This window comes from Pedobacter gandavensis, from assembly GCF_032678745.1.
In the GTDB taxonomy this organism is placed as follows: domain Bacteria; phylum Bacteroidota; class Bacteroidia; order Sphingobacteriales; family Sphingobacteriaceae; genus Pedobacter; species Pedobacter gandavensis_C.
In genome coordinates, this window is the sequence record NZ_JAVTST010000001.1 from 1168591 (window position 1) to 1189846 (window position 21256).

The following is a 21256-nucleotide window of genomic DNA, read 5'->3' on the forward strand; positions in this document are numbered from 1 at the left end:
AACTTAAACCATTTTTAGAAACCCACTTAAAAATCAAGTTCTAATTTATATTTCAGCAGAATTCGTTCTTCGAATTTTAAGGAAAATTGGCTACACATTACGAATTATTACACGACAAAAAACACCTAGAAAACTAATAAAAAGAAGACATACTTTTTTACCCCTCTGGTTTTATCAAAGTTGCACATTTGATTTTCCAAATTAAGTTAGCTTTTAGTACCATTTAACTGTGAACTAAGTAAAACGGAAGTCTTTTGAAATTAAACAGTGTCTTAATTTTGAAGTAACTACTTATATGTTGTAGTTCATTCTGACATTATGTTATATTTGATAAAAGACTTAACGCTCATGCTAACCAAACTATTGCAATTCTTCAGGCTAAATTACAGCCAACCGTTTCTATTTTACTGGACATCGAACCGTACATCTTAGTGGTTAAATATTTTACATGAATTACCGATAATGAAAGATAGTTTAAAAAAGCTTATTGAAAATACCATACTGTTCGAGTATAAACTGCCACATATAGGTTTCAACATTGATAGAACTTGCGTGACACATATTGATCTGGGTGATGACTGCTACAAGGTCGCAGACACTGAAAGCCTAAACAGAATCATTTACGAAAGTATTCTCTATTATTCTTACGACGATTTTCAGCTAACTGGTGGTGATCACCAGAAAATGTTTATCAAAGCATTTAATTCCAAATTTAAATATAATCATTCCGCCTCCGATCTTGCAAAACGAAAGCTAGGTGTATATGGGGAAGCTCTATTGTATGCCATACTTAAATGCCTATATAGCAATGATATACTAGTATCCCGTGGCTATTTTTATGATCTTCAAAAAAAAACTGAAGTAACTGGATACGATTGTTTTCATTTGATCCAAAAGGACGATGAAATTGAACTTTGGTTTGGTGAAACCAAATTTTACGAGGATTGCAAAGCAGCAATAGACAGCGTTTTCAAGAATATTGAGAAGGCGATTTCTGATGATTACTTAGTAAACACCAATTTCACCACAATTCTCCAAGGGAAAGGAAATATTGCAGACAGGGACTCCAAACTATATAAAATCTTGGATAAATGGGAAAAATGCATCATCGATTCTTTACAAGAAGAGTTTAATGAAAACGGAATCAAGCTAGTATACCCTGTACTGATAACATTCAACCTGTTACATGATAATTATGATGATACAATTAAGACGGCAATAAAGCATATCAATGATAATTATAGTCACCTGAAATTTGATAACATCACTATTGACTATTCAATATTTTTCATTTTGATTCCGGTCGACAACGTTAAATCCACTAAAGAAACCATAATAAAATGGATAGACAACAAAGAACCCTTGACGTTGTAAATGCCTTAAACTCCTACAACAACGGAGATATAGCTAACTACGTACTCTTAAATAAAGTTTGTAACTATTTTGATTTTATAAAAGATGAAGATCTAGACGAAGCAGACAAACGTTTTCTAATATACCTATCAAACAAAGCTGGAGTTCCTCACTACTATGACATTCTTCACAAGTTTAATAAAAATAACAACCTAGCAATTGAAGATGAATACATTGGGATAAACACAATCTCCGCTCTATTATATGAATGCACTCTTTTTACAGATGACACATCAAAGCTGCATCAATATCAAATGGATATCCTTAAGCTTTTCGACCTTAGGAAACAAAACAGGTATTTTCTTTCTGCATCTACCTCTTTCGGAAAAACCCATCTAGTCTACGAAGTAATAAAAAAAATGGGTTACAAGAATATTGCTTTGATCTTTCCCAGTATTGCACTGCTCACTGAAAATTTGTCAAAAATCAAGGAAGGGAGAATTACATTCCCATTGGATTATAAAATTCATACGCTGAGTGATATTGATAATGTGTATGGTGAGAACAATATCTTTATTTTCACACCAGAACGGTTCTTATCATTCCTTGATAAAACCGTGACGTCTGTTCATTTAGATTTTATATTTGTTGATGAAGTTTACAAAATCGACAACGGATATATTATCGATGATGAAGTAAAAGAAAACGAAAGAGACCTTGCATACCGAATGGCTATATTTTATGGACTAGGGAAATTTCCAAATGTTGATTTGTTATTTGCAGGCCCGTATATAGAAATATTTAATAAAGATAATCCAAATTACAATCCTTCATTCGATCTTTTTCTAAATGATTTTAAAATTTCCAAGTTATTACGGAACGAATATGACATTGTCCAGGTCACTAAAAATGAGGTAGAAAAAACCAAGGGTAAAATAAACATTGATGAAATAGAATTTGACTTTACTAAAAAGAATACCAAGCGATTAAAAATTCAGGAAATTTTAGATCGATTAATAGCTCAGGATGAAAATGCAATAGTTTATTGTAATACACAATCGAATGCAGAAAAAGTAGCACTGCAATATGAAACAGCAAAGATAGATACCTCACTATTTAACAACTTTCTTGATCATCTTAAGATGAAGTATGACAATTCTTGGGTCGTAATTGAATCCTTGGAAAAAGGAATAGCGGTTCATCACGGTGTCGTTCCAAAATACATCCAGAAAGAAATTGTAAATTTATTTAACTCGGTAGGCTCCCCAATAAATGTATTAGTTTCTACTACAACAATCACTGAAGGAGTCAATACGACTGCCAAAAATATGGTTGTTTACAAAAGCGAAAAAGGAGCCGGTAAAAATGGTAAACCTTTGCTAACTTTTGATGCAAAAAATATTGCTGGTAGAGCAGGGAGATTCATGGAGCATTATAAGGGACGGGTTATTTCATTGGATAAAGCATTCATAGATAAAATCGATGAGATAGGTAATCAAATTGAACATAAAAACTATCAATCTTCTGCTGACAGAAAAGAGATTGACGATGACATGACTCCTTCAGAATTTTTAGATGATAGAAGTAAAACCAGAATTGAGGAAATAAAACTCCTACAGCTTGAGCGGGACATCCCTGATTATATTATATCTCAGTTCAAGGTGATTAGTAAACGAGATAAGATATCAATGTATGACGACATCAATCAGTTATCTCAACAATCACAAGCGCTCATAAAAAAACTGATAAATGATTTAAATGCTAATCAAAAGAACATATTTCTCAATAAGTTGGGCTTTCAAGTTATCTTGGATTGCATTATTAAATATATTGAAAATGAACATCTAAGATTTCTGATCTCTAGAACATATATAGCCAACGACGGTATTGAAGCCTCAATTCTATATGCTTCTTTAACCAGCTATATATACAACGGATTTACCGGTGTATATGATTATAATTACGCTTATGAGGAAAAACTGATTTTGAAATCTTTGCCCCAGCTTCGGGCTTTGAATGCAGAAGAAAAAAGAAAGGCAGTTAATAATGCCATGAGGAAATCTTCCTCTTTAATTTACAATACTTACAAATATCAATTGGTGAAATACCTAGGATTATTCAATTTGATGTACAAATTTTGGGATTCGAAACAAAAAGGCTTGAATTTCGAAGAGGTTTCAGGTATTGACAAATTGTTAATAAAGCTTGAATATAATGCCTTTTCTGATGAAGCGCGTGTTGCAAGCGACTACGGCGTACCTCAAAAAATAATTGACTATTATGATTCAACTAATTCAAATGACAAAAAAGCAGTTTTAGATACTTTTGATAAGTATGAAAAAGAGATTTACCAAAAAGTTAAAAAAATAATTGAAGAATAGCATTGAATCAATATGAAAGATTTCAAACCGTTGCCACAGGGCGTTCAATTCGCTTTTAATAGCCTTGCAAGGCCAGATACTATTGAAATACAGGTAGATCTCCATGTGTTTTTAGGAGATGAGGATAATCAATAATGTGAACCTGTGCTTTACAGGGTTGTAGTATCATTCAACTATAATGAAGATACAACACTACACACTTTTAAATCTTTAGAGCTTTTTGATTGTCATGACATCGAACCCTATGACCATAAAGTTCTAAGTGAATTGCTTCACACAAGATTAAGTGATATACTTGAATTCTGTTCACTGAATACCAATGCCCCTTTTAAAACCCAATTAGAAGCATTTCTAAGCGAATATGGAGATTCCAATGCACGATTTTTTTTATGACAATGTTGATATTTTTACATCTTGTCCTGAAATAGCTTACTACAATACAGTCAAACTTTCTCCCATAATCACCTTTATAGACAGTAATACATATTTTATTAATTTAAACATAACCACCTTTTTAAATTATGGTGATTATGTTACTACCAAATTATGATTAAAGGTAGATTTTCAATTAAAACAATCCTTAACTTACTCTTTCGTAAGGATATACATTTTTAAAACTCCGATGAATGTAAGAACCCACCGAACTTGCAGTTAGTAGATTTTGAAATTCAAATTCCGGCACTCCTTTATAAACATAAATAGATTGATTTAGAAATTTCACAAATACATTCTGATTTTCATTATCATACCCCACACTTTCAACATTTGAGGAGCTTACATTTAACATTTCTGGTATATTCATATTTTATAATTTTGGTTTCTCCACGATTTAACTAACTTTTTATACTCTTCATCTTTATTAGAAATCTCCTTAGTCCAAAGATCTGAAGCCTTAGGGTCAGAACCCTTGACATTTTGATTTGCCTTATAGAACTTTACTCTGGATGGAATTTTAACAGCCTCCCCTGAAATTAAAGCCTCGCCAGTCCTCAAACTAGGCAAAAGATCAATCATGGTTTGTAACTCATCTTGTATAGCAGACCTAATATGCGAACGATCTTTAGAATTATTCATTCTTAAAGCTATTAAAGTTCCACATTGACTTAAAACAGTTTCATCAATTTCTGAGGGGCGCTGAGTGGCCAAAAGCAATCCGACTCCGTATTTCCTCCCTTCCTTTGCAATTGTCTGTACAGTTCTTGACGAAATGGAGTCTTCACCTGCTTTTAAATAATTATGGGCTTCTTCCAAAACTATAAGTAGAGGCTGTTGTTTGCCACCAACCTTTGTGTTTATACCCCAAAAAAGCCCATCATATATAATTTTTAAAAGAGTTCCTGATATAGAAGACATAATTTCACTTGGAACACCAGAAAGATCTAAAATTGTTATTGGCTTATCACCTCCCAACCAAAGTTGAAACAGGTGATCTAAATCTTGCTCAATTTTACCTTCAGTATCTGGCGTTAAATCCCCAGGATAAAATAAAAAACTATAGCTAGCATTACCTAACTTATTTCTCATGCTATCTAAAAATGACAGTATTCCTTTAGCCCTCATGTTAACAAAAGGTGCTGCATTCCCAATTCCAGCTGGCGGATATATATTTGACTTTAGTGTTTCTACATCACCTACTTCAATTTTGGCAGTTGGTGTGTTTCTATCACTTTGCAAGGTTAACCTTTCAAAATCATCTAATTCATACCAAAGTCTTTTAATACTAAATGGTATTGGGGAATCGGCGGTTATAGATTCTATAGGAACTTCAATCTTGTTTTTTTCAACACTTTGCACCTTCGCATCAACAACCTTTTCTCGTATGTACTCTCTGTTTTGATCAGATAGGTTACCTGAAAATATTTTAATTAATTCATTAAAAGGTAAGGCCCAAAATGGAATAACAAGCTTATTTTCAGCCTCACTACTTATTTCTATTAATGAAGAAAAGTCGGATAAACTCTCGTTGTACTCCCCATGGGGATCAATTACAACAATCCTTGAGCTTTTAAATTTTCTTTTAGCAATCGCTTGCAATAGTATTGAAACAGCATTTGACTTTCCGCTTCCTGTAGAACCGACTATAGCAGTATGTCTAGAAATCATCTTATCTAGATCTATTTTAGCATCTAAACTTTCTGAAACACTTATATTCCCTATTGTAATAGAATTATAGTCATCATAGCCTCCGTAAAGAATATTTAAATCTTTAATTGTAACTAAATGCACTTTATCTCCTGTGCTTGGGAATTGAATTACCCCTCTTTCAAATTTATTTCCTATTTGCTCACCGACTAATACTATATTTATCCAACGTGTATTTTGAATTTTCTCATAGTCAAACAAATAGACTTCTTTTAAATTGTCTGGTATTGCAGACGAGCCAATTTGGGTGACAATTCCATAAAGTGTAGCATAACCCAAAGGAACTTTAACAAAAGAGCTAATTTGACCTATCCTATATACAATTCCGTCAATTATCGGCATGTTAGATTTTATATTATCGAAAAGCCTTACTGATATTGTGTTTCCGCTAATACTATCAATTTCACCTATTTCAGTAATTTTATTTTTTGCCATTTTTTGAAAGTATTAGAATATCATCTTCACATAACATTAACTGTAAGAAATTAACCAGATTGCCGAAATCAGATAATTTAAAGTCCCCTAATCCACTCCATAGTTCATCCCCTTGTGATTCTTTATTAATCTCTTCTGTACCGAAAACTGGAGCATCTTCATCAAAAAATTGATTAACATTAATTGTGTCATCAATGCTTGGTTCTGTTTTCAATTTCCATGTACCATATTTACAACCTATAATAGCATCATTAGTAGCATAAACTGAAATTTTTGAATTACTTAATCCAATTTTACTGATAATAGATTCATTAGTTATTTTTTCATATCTATCGAAATACAAAGCAATAACATGAGAAGTTGTGTTGGTCTTTAATGCAGAAATAATTCTTGAATTAATATGCTCATCTCCCCAAGAATAGCCACAAGTAATTAATACAGAGTCGTCTTGTTTTATGAAATTTGACAATCTGTCTAACAAACTTTCATAAGGTTGTTTTTTAGAGTCTTTATATTTTAAGGTTGATGGATATATTAGGAAATCATCCTCATTTGGTATACTCCTCAATATTTTTTGATTTTCTTGATCAAATTTCCAACCAAGAGATCCATGAATTTTCCATAATTTAGTTTGGTTAGGAAGAAAACTTAAATCTTCAACAGTGTGTGGATTAAAAAATGGTCTAAAACTTCCACAAAAACCATCATAGTAACTGACATCGTGATGTTCCAAGCCTAATTCAAACAAAAAATCGTAGTTTGTTGTAAAAATTTCGACAGGATGTTTCCTATCAGCTTGATCTATCCATCTTGCAAAATCAGACTGTACACTTTGATCTATTATTTCTCTTGAAACCGTTATATCGTTTGCCTTATGAACACTAACCTTCTTGTAAACAGCCTTTTTAATTGTTTGAATTAAGATACATAGTTCTTCCTTGTTCAATCCATTTAAAATATTCCTATTAATAAATGAATACTTTAATTCTAGATTAGACAGTATCGTTTCAACATTAAAATGACCATCAAGCTCTTCTTTTAGCTGAGTGAATAAAACTCCATATTTCGCGTCAATTTCAGATACCTCTTGTACAATCTCGGTGGTCATTTTACCAATGGCAGGAACGATCAAAGATCTTTCATTTTTTTTTGCTAGAGAGCTACCGGCTCCGAATAGAAATCCAATTCTCTTTTTATCTGAGATAAGTATCTGTTGTACTCCTCTTATGTACTCAGATGGATCAAAGTATTTCGTACTACTCATTATATTTAAATAACATTAATTTAAAACCTAAATAATATAAATTCATTGGCATAAGTTACCAATAAAAACAACTTTATTGTAAAGAATAAAAAATTCTTAAAACAACACACTGTTCTATTCCCATCAAGTCCATAAATAAGATTAAGCATCCTTTTCAGATAAGAACCTATGTAATTCGGCAAATACTTTTTTTTAAACCCAACTCACGTAGAGAATGATACTACAAATTATCTTTTAACCATTTGGACGCATTATCACTAAATCCTGTCCAAGCACCCTCTCCACTTAATTTAACTACTAATAATTCATCGTTATCATCAATGTGGGACATTAAGTTATCACGGATAGCACTTGCTGTACTATCTGATTTTATAACCCAAGTAGAATCAAGATTATGCCACCATGTTGGAGATAATAATTTTATCGCATCAATTAGATCAGCATAATCCTGTCCTTTTTTATTTAAATCATAACCAATTAAGTACGTTTTCATAAAATTACTATTTTAGTGTATTTTTTTTACAAACCAGCTCATTTTCTTTAGTCAAAGAGCGACTTTGTTTGTTTTAAAAATTAATAAAACTAAAGTAAGAACAACAACCAAACTATTTATACGGGAAACCGTATTTCGCTATTGATATGGAAATTGATCGCTTGAAAAATTTAAGGGATGACCTTTCGAAGATATTGGTTTACCGAATTTGATATTTATGAGATCTGATAAATTCATCAATGCTATCAAACATATAATTGCAAATTTTCCGTCACTTGAACTAAATTGACCATCCTATAAAAGGAGTGTTGAAGAAATATTTACAAAAACCTGTTAATCATTGCAATAGAGCAACTCTTGACTACACATTGTACGATAGCATTAAATATTCTTCGCCAAATACTGATTAATAATTGTTTTCACAATGAATAAAGTTTAGTATATTTATTTGTAACAATTGCAGTTAAAACGTATAAAAAAAGTGGTGAGTGATTCGGTGAGTCGAATTTAAAAACCATACTAGATACTATTTAAACGTTGATTTTGGAACTAGGTTCCGATGCCAGCGGGATCACAAGATTCAAAATCAAAACGTACAAGAGGCTGTTAATCGCATGATTAACGGCCTCTTTGCTTTTACGAGGGGTACTGCAATCTTCCCCTAACTAGCTTCGTTTGGAGTTGCTACATTTGAGTGGATGTTAACATACTTCAATCATATTGATTTAATTATTTACATTTAATATTCGAGTTACCATTCTTTTTTCTGCGTCAAAGTTCCATTGTACCTGCCACGCTCTACCGTCCATTTGGTCAAACAAGATGAAGTTATATGTGTTTGTTGTTGGATAAAGAAAAAACCTACCATTCTTCTCTTCATCTTTAGTTACCCGTGAAATATCAGATAGTGTAGTCTCAAATTGATTGTCTTTTAGGCTCCATTGGACTTGCCACATTTGTCCATTTCTCGTATTTAATTTGATAAAATTAAACATATTATTTGTAGCAAAGAGCCGATAGACAACAGTGCTATCCATAGAAATATTTTGAATAGGAGGTTGGGATGTGCTTTGAGCAAAAGTTAACATTGTCGTTAATGCAAAAATCGATGTCAAAAAAAATGTTCTCATACAATCGTTGTTATTAGTGTTGGTTTTAGGAGTAGTGTCGGTTTATGCTGACACATAACTACCAAATGTACGTAAGTATCTTAATTTTTGTAATTATAGAATACTGTATATGAATTATATCAAATAATTTTTTGAGTTTTGTTGGGATGCGTTTTCTGGGTACACTTTTAGATAGAGTATACCTGTAATCTTCCCGAATTTCGAACCGGTCTGCTGACGAGAATTCAAATTTCAGTGCGTGATACGGACTACCAAAACTTGCAGCAATTCCCCTAAGCATTGGACCGCATAAAAATCGAAAATTATAGTACATTTGATGATAGACTTATATAGTCTATCATCATTTTATGCCCCCTACCTTTCTAATATATCTAGCATTCCTAATATACCTTGTACTATTGGGGCTTTCACTAATAATTTTTGCTCCTATGCTTTTTAGTTCTAAAAAACATATTGCAAAAAAAGCTCTTGCAACAGTTTTAATCTCATTCCCTTGTTTAATTATAGCATTGATATTTTTTGGTTTAATCTTTCTAATACCTGGAATTATATTTTTAAGGTTATTTCAAACTGACCGTATTTTGAGTACACCAATAAGTATCTTATTGATTATAGGCCTATTGATATTTTTAATTTTGGTTGCTACTTCTGCTTTGTACTTATGGTATTTTACCAGTAAAATTATTCATAGAAAGATAGACGGCAAGCCGCTTCAAGAGTTTGTAAATAATGATAAGGTATTTAATTTCATTCGGTTATTTTTAATCAAATACAAAGTTATTACCAATTGAATTATTCTAAAACAGAGTGATTAGGAGAGTCAATAAGAATTTGAACTACTCAGCGAATTTAAACCTTCTACAGCTCTGAAAGTCTTTTTACTTCTTCCAAGCCCTCAGTAAAGCCCTTGTTCATGATCTCTTCCCATTCTTCTACTACTTGCACAGAAGCTGTAAGTTTAGTCATCCCCTCTTCTTCAGAAAGATGGTATTCTTCAAGGGAACCTGCCCAGCTTTTCACTTTTTCACTAGTGGTATCTTCTTTGCCATCAGTTATTTCTCCAAGATGCTCAAATACGATGTCATAAGGTTCATTTTTACTCTTAATGGTGCTAATCATACCATTGCCATTTCGATCAACAAAAAGCGTTCTGCCTCCCACCTTCCAATCACTCTGTACGGTCGAGCCGCTACCTGGACTGAAAGCGTTTGTCCATTGGGAATAACTAGTTTCATTCCAAAGCGTGTCCCAAACTTTTTGAACCGGTGCTTTGATATCTTTTGTGAACTGTAATGTTTTCATAGAAATATTTCTTAAGGTTTTCGACCTGTCTAATAAACTAAAATAATAAGACAACAACACTAATAATGAGCTATTTAAACAATCTAAACAGCATCATAGTTTTATAAAAATACTTTTAGATGAAACTTTATTGGCAAGAGGCGTATTATAGATAAATTGGTAGGACTTAAATGTCAAATGTTATGAAATTCGAACAATCAACCAAGGTTATTTATTTGACGGAAGAAGGTGACCAGGTGTTCACCTTTATCAAAGATGTCAATGAGAAAGAAGGCTTGTATATTCTTGATTATGAAGATGTAGAAACTCCTGAAAACAAGCTAAAATTAAACACCCATTCGAATTTTAGTGTTCCACATGCCATAAGTAAAGATCACATCAAAGCGTATCACTATGACCAGTTGATTCATCTTATAGTAGCATTTCTTAAAGACCATCATGCTGAAGAGTACCTTAAAATTTATCGTGATATGGATACCATTTATTTTGAAACCGTATTTCATAAGCCTAAAACACTTGAAGAAAAAGAACTTTTTCAGGAAGTGGTTGATAAATTTAATAGAACCATAGGCCAGGTTAACACTGCGATTAAAAGTCGTTTTAACCAGAAGATTGACGTCATTTTGAAATTCCCTTACAATACCCATCACTTGCATTCCATTCGGGTATAGTAAAGCTCGTTGAATTATCAATTCTATATTGCGCCATCCCGTTTTTCAATATCATGAACTGTTCGGTTATACTTGTCATATATCATCTCAAAAGGCTCATAATTACTTGCAGGCTTCCACTGCTCTACTGTAGTTTGCCTGTTTCCTGCTGTAAAGGTTTTCGAGTCCATTAAAGTCCCTTTCCTGCTGTCTTTAAATTCAAAACCAATATCTGATCGTAAATACTTTTCTACCAGATCAGGAAGCGCTTTAAAATTCACAGCATCACTTTTTATTCTTATTTTATTGTTCTTTTGCTTGTAGGGGAACAACCTATTTAGCCACCATGGATTTTCATTTTGAGTACATACCGGTAACTCATTGACAAAAATGATATACTCAGCATAATCCTCATCCCTGGAATCCGAATAAATAATGGTATCAATGCTATTCCATTTGATAAAACAAGAGCAGTCAAATAGAGTCCTTTTATAATCAATTCCATCTGGGCTGAAAACCAACTGGTTGCTATTCGGGGCTATAGCTGTGCCAGGGCTGAAACCAAATATCAACCCATATGTCAATAGCGCTGGGATGATGATGAAAGCTCCAATAACGATCCAGCCATAAAATGGAATAACTTCAACTTTTTGGACTGCGAAATAAAGCAACACACATCCTATTAAGAAGAAAATGACCAGCGGAATAGTAAAGATTAAAACAGGATTTTTTTCTATTATTCTCTTCATAAAATTTCAATGGACGGTATTACTCAGCAATTGTTTTTTGTTTCTGTATCAACCTGTTTGATGAGGTCAGGTAAACGAAACTTCCCAAACATATTTTCTATTAATAATGATGCTTCCGGCAGCTCAATTCCTATTGCAGATACATATAATGCTTTTTTGCTCTCGCCTCTAAATATTTCCTCTACATACTGCTCATTATTGTGAAATTTCGATTTGGCAGCACCAATTAGTGGTATTTTTTCAGCTAAACGCTCATATAAATATGCCCCTAAGCCTTTTTTTTCATCGTTATCTAAATAAATAAAGCCGTCGATGATGATGAGTTCTATTTCATCTAGATTGACATCAGAGAGGTAATTTAAAATACACGGCAGCTCTCTTTTGTAAAATTCTCCGGGTACATAATCCGCTACATTTTCAACGATTTTTGATGACAGCCTTATCAAAGAATCATCAAACCAATTTTCAAAAAAACCTCCAACTACCTTCGCTTGATTACCTTGATATCCTACATCTATAATTAATTTCATTGACTTTATTTAAAATTCCTGTTAAAGTTACGTTGATTAAAGTGGATATTTTTAATCGATACAATTTATCTTTTGGTTCACTTTATTAGATAATTATAAATATTTTAAAAGCATGCCCTTGACCAGGCGCAACCCCTAAGCTTAAAAATACTCCTTTTGGTGTATTTTTAGAACACCCGCTTTCATCTAACTTTATGAACGGAAAACAACAAATTTCCCTTAGTTATTTATCTTAACCTCATACACCTACATTATGAAAACGAAAGCATTGATATTCCTATTGGTTGCATGCTCATTCAACCTATTTGCGCAAAACAGATCAATGATCATAAAAGAAATAAATGATCAGCTTCAAAAGGTAAAAAACGTTCGCTTAAAGACTGGTGAAAGCAATCCTTCTCATCTCAGTCATACCTACATGAATTTTTCGGAACACGCCACTAAAAAAGGATGGGTTTCATTTACCAGCACCACCTCATGGGGAAGCGGTTATGCAGACCTTACCATGACCTATTCCTTTGATCCGAAAAAGATTGAAAAAGTAAGCTTGAACGATGAAGTAGATAAGGAACGAGGCAACAAAGCATTTTTGTTTGCACTCACCATGGACGGTAATAACGTAGAAACCACTAAGGTACAGAATGGCAATACCAGTAGAGACAGATCAAATATGGTGATCATCTACATCATGATGAAAGGCCAGGATGGTTATGAAATCTATGAAGATTTGGAAGATTTGTTTTGGGCACTTTCGGAAGACGCGTAGTGATTTCATTGCGCCCTATAACAACCAGCTTAAATTTTCAAGCTAATGCTATATTATTTTGCTCTTGATAGTCGATAAAGTCCTTATAAAATGTTTTTCTCGCACAATAAACGGCCCAATGTCCAGCAATATTCTCCCATTCCATTAGCCTTGTTCTCCATGTTTCTTTGTACTCTGATTTAGCCAAATAATCTTTAAAATCTGCTAATACAAGATTGAAATCAGCCGGTTCCGTAAGTACCATCCAAGGCAACTCATGGACAAGGTATTCTATATCCTGTGCTTGCCGTTTCAAAAGTAAGCTTAGCGTATCCTGGTTAGGGTCTATAGCAAACGATTTTTCAAGAAAATGGAGCGTTGAAAAATATCCCTCAACATTTATTTGCCTCAGAAAATTTTCTGTTGTGACCTTGTCTGAATAAAAAAACTGCTCCAATTGCCCTATCCATTTTATGTGCATTGGGCTATCTTCTAAATATTGTTCTACAAGAATTGGCAAAACAATTTCTTTAAAAATGGGATGTTGTATCCTGTCAATATCATTTGAGACTTTTACCCCATTATTGGGAAGTATGCCGTCTATATCCAATGCTTTTTTACATAAATCATTAGCAAAATCTTCGATATGCCCTTTGTCTTTTTCTTTTAGCAAGGCAATGAAATTCAATAACATTTTGGTTGCCGTTTTTTTGTCTCCAGCAAGCCTTGTCTTATTGTATTGGTCCCATAAGTCCATCATCATACTAAATATTGGGTATCGCTGGCTTTATTGCAGGCAATACTCTAATATACGCAACTCAATAGGATCCAGAAAACAACATCAGCAAGTATTTAAAGACCGTCCTAATTAGATCCATCGGTACTAACCAATTTCAAAACATTTATGATAAAAATCGAAACTGATTTCATTTATTTCCCCCTATTTTTATCGTTTCAAAAGATCAATCATCTTCTCATTAAAAAATCAAATGAAACAAAAATCAGTCTACCTACCAAAGTATATGGCCATTGCCGTATTATTTTTGGCAACTGCCTGCAGTAAAGTTGTAAATCGCCCGGACAGTCAAAACCTCAATGTTCCAAAAACAGCGGTCGTACCAGCAAGCACATTGAACAATGGTGATACCATTTTAAACGTAACCTACGAAAATGGAGCGCTCCTGTCTGGCATTACAGGCCTGACAGCCACCCATGCCACAGCAGCCGATGCAGCTTATCTGATTAACCCTGCAAACAATGGTAGCAACTATGCCATTGCCCATAAAATTGTCTATGGCGATTCGACATATTTGTCCGACGGCAGCATTAGAAGCGAGAGCGATGCTATTGCGGTACCCAATGCAAAGTTTTTCCCTGGAGATGAACGCCGGTACGAATTTAGCGTACTGCTAAAAGACTGGACACCATGGACTGCCGGTCCTACCTACGAAACAAACATTTTTCAATTAAAAGTATCTGGCAATTCTTCCACCGGTTCAGGTGTTCCACTCCAATTCCGCACGGCTAGAAATGCCATGCGATTAAGGTATGAGGCCTCCTCTTCTATAAAAGACATTATCACTGATTTGAGACCATATGTCAACAAATGGATTGATTTTCGGGTAGATGTTTTATGGGCTGATGGCCCTAGCGGCTATATGAGAACTTACATGAAACTGCCAGGACAAAGTAATTACGTATTGGTAGATGAAAAAACAAACTACCGTACTTTCGCCGGAAATGTAAGCATCGGAAACATCGGATATATTAAATGGGGTGTTTATGGAACCCAGGAAAGCCTTACCCGCATTGCCTATCACGATAACATTAGGATCATCAAGCTTCCATTACAATAAATTACCACCCATAAAAGCATAGCCAGGAAGACCATTGGCTATGCTTTAACCGGAGATTGGGTTACCATCACTCATCCATATCTACATCACTATCCGATTCACTACCAATTGATTCAGCGTCTGAAAGCGCCTCATCATCCATCAGCATCCCGAACTGTCTAAACCGACCAGCTTGTAATTTTGCTTCATAAGGCTTCATCCTCGTCTTATCAAACGTTCGTAAACCTTTTGGTAATTTTGCACCTTTCTTTAAATTCCTGGCCTTTTCTAAATCGTCAACAGCAGCTCCTCTATTCTCCCCTTTCGTTGCCATTTCAGTGTCTGTTGCAAAACCCTCAGCCCATTTGTAGGTCTGTAGCGCTTGCAATTCTATTAATTGTTCCGCTGCTTTATCGTCACCCTTCTTCGCCTTTTCATAGAGCATGCTATACCTTCTCAAATATTCTATCTTCTTCTTTCTAAGCGCTGGGGTCATAGCTTGAGCCCCTTTCTGCGCAAATCCACGTCTTAATATCGCATTGTTTATTCTTGGTCTTAAGATGATTTTTGTGCCAACCAGGCTACTCAGTTTTCTTTTATGTTGTGCAGCTACATCTACCACCACACTAGTAGTCACATGCGCCAGCCTATGCGGCCCTTGCCTATTTTTCCCGGAACTATTAAATTTACCATAGGTAGTCAAAGACCGGGTGTGTTTAAATACACGTTTAGGATCCCGGCTGTTCTCCAGAAAAGCGTTCCGTCCTTTGACCATTTGCAGCGTATGATGACCAATATTCACCATCTCCTGTCGCCTTCTCTGTGCCTGCACTGCAGGTCGGTTGTCTACAAATTGAAATGTCGATTTATCGCGGCGCTGCCCCTGAAGGGAAGTACTTGCAGCCGATAAGCCTTTATTCAGCTCCTCTTTGTCAGCGTGTCTATTCATATTTTATATAACTTTCTTTTGCCATCATCTTGAACTGATCAAGGTTCGGTTCTCCTTTTTAAATTCCCTTTTTATCCCTGTCAGCAGCTCTTCCTGAAGAACTACAGTATCATTTCTACGGACAACCGCTAAAGCGCAAAACCGCAAAACATTGATAATAGCACCACCAGCCAAGGGATATTCTTCAGCAACGGCATGTAAGTTTATCTTGTCATCCAAACTACAAATACCCGAGAAAGCTTTCTGCCAAAGCGCATAGCGCTCCTCTGCAGATGGCATCGTAAAATGAATGATCGATTGAAACCTTCTTGCAAAAGCTTCATCCATATTCGCCTTCAGATTAGTCGCCAGAATCACCACACCAGGAAAATCTTCAATCCTTTGCAATAGGTAAGCCGTTTGCTGGTTAGCATGCCTGTCATTCGCAGAATCTGCTGTGCTTCGCTTTCCAAATAAAGCATCTGCTTCATCGAAAAACAAGATCCAGTTTTTATCCCTGGCTACATCAAAAATCCGGGACAGGTTCTTTTCCGTTTCCCCAATATATTTGGAGACAATCAGAGAGAGGTCTATTTTATAAACCTTACGTCCAGTTGTTTTACCTATCAATGTTGCCGTTAAGGTTTTACCAGTACCGGGTGGCCCATAAAACAAAGCCCGGTACCCTGGCTTAAGTTGCTTATTTAAACCCCAGTCTTCCATGAGGATATGTCCATGTTCCAGCCAGGAGGTGATTTCGTTCAGCTGCGCTAATACCAAACGATCCAGTACGATATCCTCCCATTCCATTGCAGTATGAATCTGCTGCGCAGGAAAAGAAGCAGTATTCTCCTCCATATGCCTTTCGCCACTTAGGAAGTAATCAAACCAGCCCCGATTTAAACTCAACTGCCCACTAAGCCTGGGTAAATTTGGTTCTGTTTCCCCAAGATTAAGTACCTCTTCCTTGATCAGGATATGTTGATTTCCCAACAAATCCATCACCTGATAGCGCAGTTCCGGACGATTGATCGTCATCAAAAAACAAAGGGTCTGACCGGTAGGTAAAAAGCCATTGTGGTCTTTAGCAACCAGCCCACCAAACTCAGTAAAACTACGGTCCTGCGATTGGTTTTTGGTAAAAAAGAGGTCCAGTACCTCCGGACAAAGATGAGGCGCCATACTCAGCGCAATCGCCAGCCTCGAATACACATCCAAATTCCATTTCCTCACCGTATCCGCATATGGACAATCCACCAATGACAGATCCGGCAAAGGAATAGCAGTCCATTCCTTTTCATTCCCTTCCTGTAAAAAATAACTAGCCATACATTGGTCAATCACCGCTGATAACCAGTCCATCTCTTGCCTCAATACCGATAGTGCTATATTATTCTCCATCTGCTGAAAATAGTTTTTCTACATCGTCCAGACTCGCATCCGCCCATTTAAAATAAAGCAATGCCGTGTTCGGGTTGAGCTCATTTGGTGGAAGCAGATCCATGGTATTCAGCTCCGAAATAGCGCCCATATCTGCCCGATAATGCTGATCGTAATGAAAATCATAAGCATAGAATCTCCTCGCCCATTCATTATGCTCCCGCCATTCCAACATCAGATCACTGACTAAATTTTCTAACTTTTCTTCCCTCATCACCAATTTCTTCGCTTTGAAAAAAGAAGATTTTCTCAGTTCCTCCCTTTGATAAAATTCAATATCTCTGGACTGTATCGTTCTTGAGGACTGCTCACCAAACAAGTCCACCAATCCAAAATTCTCTGCATCTGTAGCAATTTCCAGCTCAGCCTGACTTGCCCCGGCAATAGCCAATGTCCAATCTGCGGCAGTTGCCGTTTCAGTAACTACATAAACTTCCCTGAACGAATAAAAAGTTTGCGTCAGCCTGATGATCAGCGCCTGCTGTATATCATTCCAATTCAGAATCCTGACCGATTCCGGCCCGCTGGCCTTGAAGATAAAACTCCCCCTTTCAGCAAAGGCCAGGATCTGCTTGCTAAATTCAAATTCTCCTGCAATAGGCCCACGACCGCTTCCACGACCAGAATAAGGCTTACTTAGCCCATCACTAAAGTTCCATCCTGCCGGGTTTAGTTGATGGTGATAGCCGATTTCAACGTCATGAGCTTCAATCACCTGTTTCCTAAAAATATTCCCAAGAACAATCACCTGCCCATTCCTGATCTGGAAAAAGTCTCCCGGATAAACAGTCTGCCCAAGCGGCGCCACAGGGATAAAACCATTTGTCCGCCTGTAGAAGTTCAGGTAAAAATTCCTATACACATTTTCCATATGCAAAAATTAAGAGCTTAAATCCACCGTTCCCATACCATAGAAACGGTGGACACTAATTTATTCAATTAAGAAGCTAAAGCTGCCGCATTGGCTGCCGCTAAACCAGATTGCAACGATTTAAGTTTCACCTGTGCGGTATTGAGCTGTGCCTTAGCTGCACCCAATTGTTTGCTAGTCCTGAAATTGGCTGCTTCTACTAAAGTGTAGTTTACACTTGCATCCTTATAGGCCTGATAAAAAATACTTTGTAATGAGTTTTGATTACCTTCCTGAAAGGATCCTGTAAGCAGTTTAGTTAAGGCGATGGATTGCGTATACTCCAATCCTAGTGCCGTTTCAGCCTCCATCTCTGTAGCTTGTGCCAGGAAGGAGCTTTGTAGCGCGATTAGCGTTACCGCTACTGCATTGTTCGCATCTGTGCCAGCCGTGCTAATCATGCTCACCAGCTCATCAGAAATCAGCGGATTCATCGCTTTTTTCCTCAGCACCAAAGTCGCCAGTTTATTGATGACATCTGCAGAATAAATCAATTTACTCATCACCGAATTGACATTTACGGTTAAAGTTTTCGTCGTCAAATTTGCCTTAGACATTTCATTAAAGGCGATATCAGAATTCCTTTGAAGGTCTGCAGCACTTAGTACCAGCTGATCAACCAGCATTTTATTCGTATAAGCCTGAGTTTTATTATTAGTAGCAGTAGCGAAAAAGCCCTGGAGCTCAGTAGACTTTGTGGTTAATGAATTCACAATAGATTGGTATTGCGCCACCTTTTCCTGTGCATTTGTTACCTGGATCGTTAAAGCATCCAGTTCATTTTTTTTGAATTCAGTAATACCATGTCGCTTATAGCGCTCCGGGATAATTGATGTATTTCTCATGGTTTGAGGGGATTTCATAATGTAAATTTTTGAATAATGAAAGTTTAAACTGGAAAGTAATCGGTATCTGCCATCACTGATAAGACATTCACAAAAGCAGCTTCATTTTCCGCTGCTGCCCTGGAATAAGAAAGAACTACCGGTAAGTATTTTTCGTTATCATTTAACCGGTTGCCGAAATTATCAGTCGTGTCTGGTCCAAAAAAGGCAATCCATTGCGTCGGATCAGTATCTTTCCCTCCAGGAACCTTCTTTGCCACAGTATAGCTATCTGCATAGACCTGCTCGGCGATCGCCACATTAAACAGGAAGCCTGGTTTGGCAGAGGCTACCGTTGGTAACAACTCCGTGTTTTCAGTTTCTTTTTCTTTTAAGAATTTCAGCAGGTTAATCTTGCTATCCTGATCTTTCTTCAATCCTTTTAATTGGGACTGCTTAGCCTTTTGCTCTGCTTTTAAAGCGTCAATCCTGGCTGTAGTTTCCTCGCTAAGCGCTCCAGAACCTGCTAGATTATCCAGTTCCTTAGCCAGCGCATCAAATTCTTTATTCAACAATTCCAACTTCAGGTCTTCGGTATAAATCTCCTCCTCCAACCTGGTAATCTCAGGGTCAAACTGAGCTTCAGCAATTTCCATTCTTGCAATTTCATTCTGGATTAAAAAGTCAAGTGACTCAACAGTCAGCAATTTATCAGAAACATCCAGACTAAAAGGCAACAACATACACCGGTATTCCAACGCTATATCTGAATTTTCTTTGCTTTCAAACTTCATTACATAGTTGTAATTAATCAGCGTATCTCCATCCGTAGCCTCAACACTGTTATTTAGCTGGTCGGCTCTAAACTGTTCTTCCAGCTTGCTTTCATCACCTGTCAAATCGCCTTTAACGTAAGGCTTCACCGTTATCGCCTGACCTGGAATAGACTCCAACCTGGTCGCTAAAGTAAATGGCTGAGATGGCGCAGATAAATAATCGTCGTAACTACCGGTCTTTCTTTTATAATCATCGCTAAAAACGGCCAGGATAAAAACCACATAGCTTTTCCCTAATTCAATAGGATCATTGTCCGAATCTACCGAGACTACAACTTCCTTACTGTCTGCAAGGCTGCTGTATACATTCACCACCTGTCTGATATGGTGTTTATCTGTAGGCGCTAAACCAATCACCTCTCCACCTTTCGTTAACAATAAGTTCTCTGCATTAGAGATAGAGAAGGTTTGCTTTTTCCGATCTTTAACCACGATGATCGAATACTGCGCTACCGGGAACATCGGACTATGATGTGGTTTCTCTATTGGAAATGGGTTCTTAATGGTATTAAAATCAACCGTAAATTCAAGTGCATCATTTTTGGAGGTGCTCACTTTCAAATCAAGATTCAATTCCCTATTGGTCATAGCATACGCTGAGGTAGTCGCATGACAAGCAATACTGACCATTTCCAGTGCGCCTTCATCCAATTTTTCCGTAGACCTGACTGTAGAAACTGCAGCATTGTCTGTCACAATAGCTTGCGAGGCTGCATCAAAATCAGCAGTGCTGATCTTCAACACCGAACTCATCAATGAGCTGGTCGTTTTAGCCATATCAAGTACGGTTGAACTGGAAACCTCCGCAGTAAACATCGACGCTTCCATCGCCTTTTGTGAAGCCAGTTCCGCATCGTAGGCGGTTTCATTCATTAACTCTGCGGCATCACGTGCCAGCAAATAAATATCGCTGTCAAAATCTGCAGCATTCACAATGCTATAAATGCTACTCATATCACTCGCCAAACGAACAATAGCATTCGCAGAAATCTGAACATTAGCTGCACAAACTGCGACGTTTGTGGTCGACTGCTTAACATATTGGTTAGTCTGCGTAGCACAATTGAGTAAGTTGATGGTCGCATTGCTGTCTTTTACCGCCTCAGTCTGTGTAATCGACTTAAATCTAAAGGTGTCTTTTGCCGCAGCCAGGTTCTGCTCTGCCGTGATGACTGCACCTTCTGAATGATAGAGCGTAAACATCGCTGCATTTACCTGCGACTCCAGGCTTTGTTCCTCAGTATCCAGGCTCTGTAAAGAGCTTACGATAGCGGAATGTAGGTTTTCATTGTAAGAGTTCATAATTTAG

At 36.3% G+C, this 21256-nt stretch carries 19 protein-coding genes; 5 read left to right on the forward strand and 14 right to left on the reverse strand.

The window, feature by feature from the left end; genetic code table 11:
• Positions 1-462 precede the first annotated feature (462 nt).
• Positions 463-1374 (forward strand): Hachiman antiphage defense system protein HamA, encoded by a 912-nt coding sequence (locus tag R2S10_RS04665; protein ID WP_316839278.1) that lies wholly within the window; start codon positions 463-465, stop codon positions 1372-1374.
• On the forward strand, positions 1341-3734 hold the full coding sequence (locus tag R2S10_RS04670; RefSeq protein WP_316839279.1) for a helicase-related protein: 2394 nt from the start codon (positions 1341-1343) through the stop codon (positions 3732-3734). Before R2S10_RS04665 ends, R2S10_RS04670 begins: the two co-directional genes overlap by 34 nt.
• Positions 3735-4314: 580 nt before the next feature.
• On the opposite strand, the gene R2S10_RS04675 is transcribed toward R2S10_RS04670, so the two are convergent.
• The 6 genes from R2S10_RS04675 to R2S10_RS04700 all read right to left on the reverse strand — a co-directional run bounded on the left by R2S10_RS04675 (position 4315) and on the right by R2S10_RS04700 (position 10500).
• Entirely contained in the window at positions 4315-4536 is a 222-nt protein-coding gene (locus R2S10_RS04675; protein WP_316839280.1) for a KTSC domain-containing protein, read from the reverse strand.
• Positions 4533-6311, reverse strand: a complete 1779-nt coding sequence (locus R2S10_RS04680) for an ATP-binding protein (protein WP_316839281.1) — start codon at positions 6309-6311, stop codon at positions 4533-4535. The genes R2S10_RS04675 and R2S10_RS04680 overlap by 4 nt, the downstream gene beginning before the upstream one ends.
• Positions 6298-7575 carry an SIR2 family protein gene (locus R2S10_RS04685; RefSeq protein WP_316839282.1) on the reverse strand — a complete coding sequence of 426 codons (1278 nt, stop codon included), beginning with the start codon at positions 7573-7575 and terminating at the stop codon, positions 6298-6300. Before R2S10_RS04685 ends, R2S10_RS04680 begins: the two co-directional genes overlap by 14 nt.
• A gap of 220 nt (positions 7576-7795) precedes the next feature.
• Positions 7796-8068 (reverse strand): SinR family protein, encoded by a 273-nt coding sequence (locus tag R2S10_RS04690; RefSeq protein ID WP_316839283.1) that lies wholly within the window; start codon positions 8066-8068, stop codon positions 7796-7798.
• Between the two features lie 725 nt (positions 8069-8793).
• On the reverse strand, positions 8794-9198 hold the full coding sequence (locus R2S10_RS04695) for a hypothetical protein (protein WP_316839284.1): 405 nt from the start codon (positions 9196-9198) through the stop codon (positions 8794-8796).
• An 858-nt stretch (positions 9199-10056) separates the two neighbouring features.
• On the reverse strand, positions 10057-10500 hold the full coding sequence (locus tag R2S10_RS04700; RefSeq protein ID WP_316839286.1) for an SRPBCC domain-containing protein: 444 nt from the start codon (positions 10498-10500) through the stop codon (positions 10057-10059).
• Between the two features lie 182 nt (positions 10501-10682).
• Here R2S10_RS04700 and R2S10_RS04705 point away from each other — a divergent pair, with 182 nt between their 5' ends.
• Positions 10683-11171 carry a hypothetical protein gene (locus tag R2S10_RS04705; protein WP_316839287.1) on the forward strand — a complete coding sequence of 163 codons (489 nt, stop codon included), beginning with the start codon at positions 10683-10685 and terminating at the stop codon, positions 11169-11171.
• A 23-nt stretch (positions 11172-11194) separates the two neighbouring features.
• Here the strand turns inward: R2S10_RS04705 and R2S10_RS04710 are convergent, their stop codons facing one another.
• Together R2S10_RS04710 and R2S10_RS04715 are read right to left on the reverse strand one after the other, a co-directional pair.
• Positions 11195-11899 (reverse strand): hypothetical protein, encoded by a 705-nt coding sequence (locus R2S10_RS04710; protein WP_316839288.1) that lies wholly within the window; start codon positions 11897-11899, stop codon positions 11195-11197.
• Positions 11900-11922: 23 nt separating this feature from the next.
• The gene (locus R2S10_RS04715) at positions 11923-12429 is read right to left on the reverse strand and encodes an endonuclease V (RefSeq protein WP_316839289.1); all 507 of its coding nucleotides are present in this window, start codon (positions 12427-12429) and stop codon (positions 11923-11925) included.
• A gap of 322 nt (positions 12430-12751) precedes the next feature.
• On the opposite strand from R2S10_RS04715, the gene R2S10_RS04720 reads away from it, so the two are divergent.
• Entirely contained in the window at positions 12752-13195 is a 444-nt protein-coding gene (locus R2S10_RS04720; RefSeq protein ID WP_316839290.1) for a hypothetical protein, read from the forward strand.
• Positions 13196-13232: 37 nt separating this feature from the next.
• Here R2S10_RS04720 and R2S10_RS04725 read toward each other — a convergent pair whose 3' ends face one another.
• Positions 13233-13937, reverse strand: coding sequence for a hypothetical protein (locus R2S10_RS04725; RefSeq protein ID WP_316839291.1), 705 nt, complete (start codon positions 13935-13937; stop codon positions 13233-13235).
• 226 nt (positions 13938-14163) lie between these two features.
• Between R2S10_RS04725 and R2S10_RS04730 the strand changes: the two genes are divergently transcribed.
• A complete protein-coding gene (locus tag R2S10_RS04730) occupies positions 14164-15030 on the forward strand; it encodes a heparin lyase I family protein (RefSeq protein WP_316839292.1) in 867 nt (288 codons plus the stop codon).
• A 67-nt stretch (positions 15031-15097) separates the two neighbouring features.
• On the opposite strand, the gene R2S10_RS04735 is transcribed toward R2S10_RS04730, so the two are convergent.
• The 5 genes from R2S10_RS04735 to R2S10_RS04755 all read right to left on the reverse strand — a co-directional run bounded on the left by R2S10_RS04735 (position 15098) and on the right by R2S10_RS04755 (position 21249).
• Positions 15098-15958: a hypothetical protein gene (locus tag R2S10_RS04735; RefSeq protein ID WP_316839293.1), complete on the reverse strand. Its 861-nt coding sequence runs from the start codon at positions 15956-15958 to the stop codon at positions 15098-15100.
• 24 nt (positions 15959-15982) lie between these two features.
• Positions 15983-17338, reverse strand: coding sequence for an ATP-binding protein (locus R2S10_RS04740; protein WP_316839294.1), 1356 nt, complete (start codon positions 17336-17338; stop codon positions 15983-15985).
• A complete protein-coding gene (locus tag R2S10_RS04745; protein ID WP_316839295.1) occupies positions 17328-18248 on the reverse strand; it encodes a hypothetical protein in 921 nt (306 codons plus the stop codon). The genes R2S10_RS04740 and R2S10_RS04745 overlap by 11 nt, the downstream gene beginning before the upstream one ends.
• A gap of 68 nt (positions 18249-18316) precedes the next feature.
• Positions 18317-19150, reverse strand: coding sequence for a hypothetical protein (locus R2S10_RS04750; protein WP_316839296.1), 834 nt, complete (start codon positions 19148-19150; stop codon positions 18317-18319).
• Between the two features lie 26 nt (positions 19151-19176).
• Positions 19177-21249, reverse strand: coding sequence for a hypothetical protein (locus R2S10_RS04755; RefSeq protein WP_316839297.1), 2073 nt, complete (start codon positions 21247-21249; stop codon positions 19177-19179).
• Positions 21250-21256 lie beyond the last annotated feature (7 nt).

Bases quoted from the DNA above. Each gene is read 5' to 3' on its own strand.
- R2S10_RS04665 (WP_316839278.1), top strand. From the start codon at position 463: ATGAAAGATAGTTTAAAAAAGCTTATTGAAAATACCATACTGTTCGAG.
- R2S10_RS04670 (WP_316839279.1), top strand. From the start codon at position 1,341: ATGGATAGACAACAAAGAACCCTTGACGTTGTAAATGCCTTAAACTCC.
- R2S10_RS04675 (WP_316839280.1), bottom strand. From the start codon at position 4,536: ATGAATATACCAGAAATGTTAAATGTAAGCTCCTCAAATGTTGAAAGT.
- R2S10_RS04680 (WP_316839281.1), bottom strand. From the start codon at position 6,311: ATGGCAAAAAATAAAATTACTGAAATAGGTGAAATTGATAGTATTAGC.
- R2S10_RS04685 (WP_316839282.1), bottom strand. From the start codon at position 7,575: ATGAGTAGTACGAAATACTTTGATCCATCTGAGTACATAAGAGGAGTA.
- R2S10_RS04690 (WP_316839283.1), bottom strand. From the start codon at position 8,068: ATGAAAACGTACTTAATTGGTTATGATTTAAATAAAAAAGGACAGGAT.
- R2S10_RS04695 (WP_316839284.1), bottom strand. From the start codon at position 9,198: ATGAGAACATTTTTTTTGACATCGATTTTTGCATTAACGACAATGTTA.
- R2S10_RS04700 (WP_316839286.1), bottom strand. From the start codon at position 10,500: ATGAAAACATTACAGTTCACAAAAGATATCAAAGCACCGGTTCAAAAA.
- R2S10_RS04705 (WP_316839287.1), top strand. From the start codon at position 10,683: ATGAAATTCGAACAATCAACCAAGGTTATTTATTTGACGGAAGAAGGT.
- R2S10_RS04710 (WP_316839288.1), bottom strand. From the start codon at position 11,899: ATGAAGAGAATAATAGAAAAAAATCCTGTTTTAATCTTTACTATTCCG.
- R2S10_RS04715 (WP_316839289.1), bottom strand. From the start codon at position 12,429: ATGAAATTAATTATAGATGTAGGATATCAAGGTAATCAAGCGAAGGTA.
- R2S10_RS04720 (WP_316839290.1), top strand. From the start codon at position 12,752: ATGATCATAAAAGAAATAAATGATCAGCTTCAAAAGGTAAAAAACGTT.
- R2S10_RS04725 (WP_316839291.1), bottom strand. From the start codon at position 13,937: ATGATGATGGACTTATGGGACCAATACAATAAGACAAGGCTTGCTGGA.
- R2S10_RS04730 (WP_316839292.1), top strand. From the start codon at position 14,164: ATGAAACAAAAATCAGTCTACCTACCAAAGTATATGGCCATTGCCGTA.
- R2S10_RS04735 (WP_316839293.1), bottom strand. From the start codon at position 15,958: ATGAATAGACACGCTGACAAAGAGGAGCTGAATAAAGGCTTATCGGCT.
- R2S10_RS04740 (WP_316839294.1), bottom strand. From the start codon at position 17,338: ATGGAGAATAATATAGCACTATCGGTATTGAGGCAAGAGATGGACTGG.
- R2S10_RS04745 (WP_316839295.1), bottom strand. From the start codon at position 18,248: ATGGAAAATGTGTATAGGAATTTTTACCTGAACTTCTACAGGCGGACA.
- R2S10_RS04750 (WP_316839296.1), bottom strand. From the start codon at position 19,150: ATGAAATCCCCTCAAACCATGAGAAATACATCAATTATCCCGGAGCGC.
- R2S10_RS04755 (WP_316839297.1), bottom strand. From the start codon at position 21,249: ATGAACTCTTACAATGAAAACCTACATTCCGCTATCGTAAGCTCTTTA.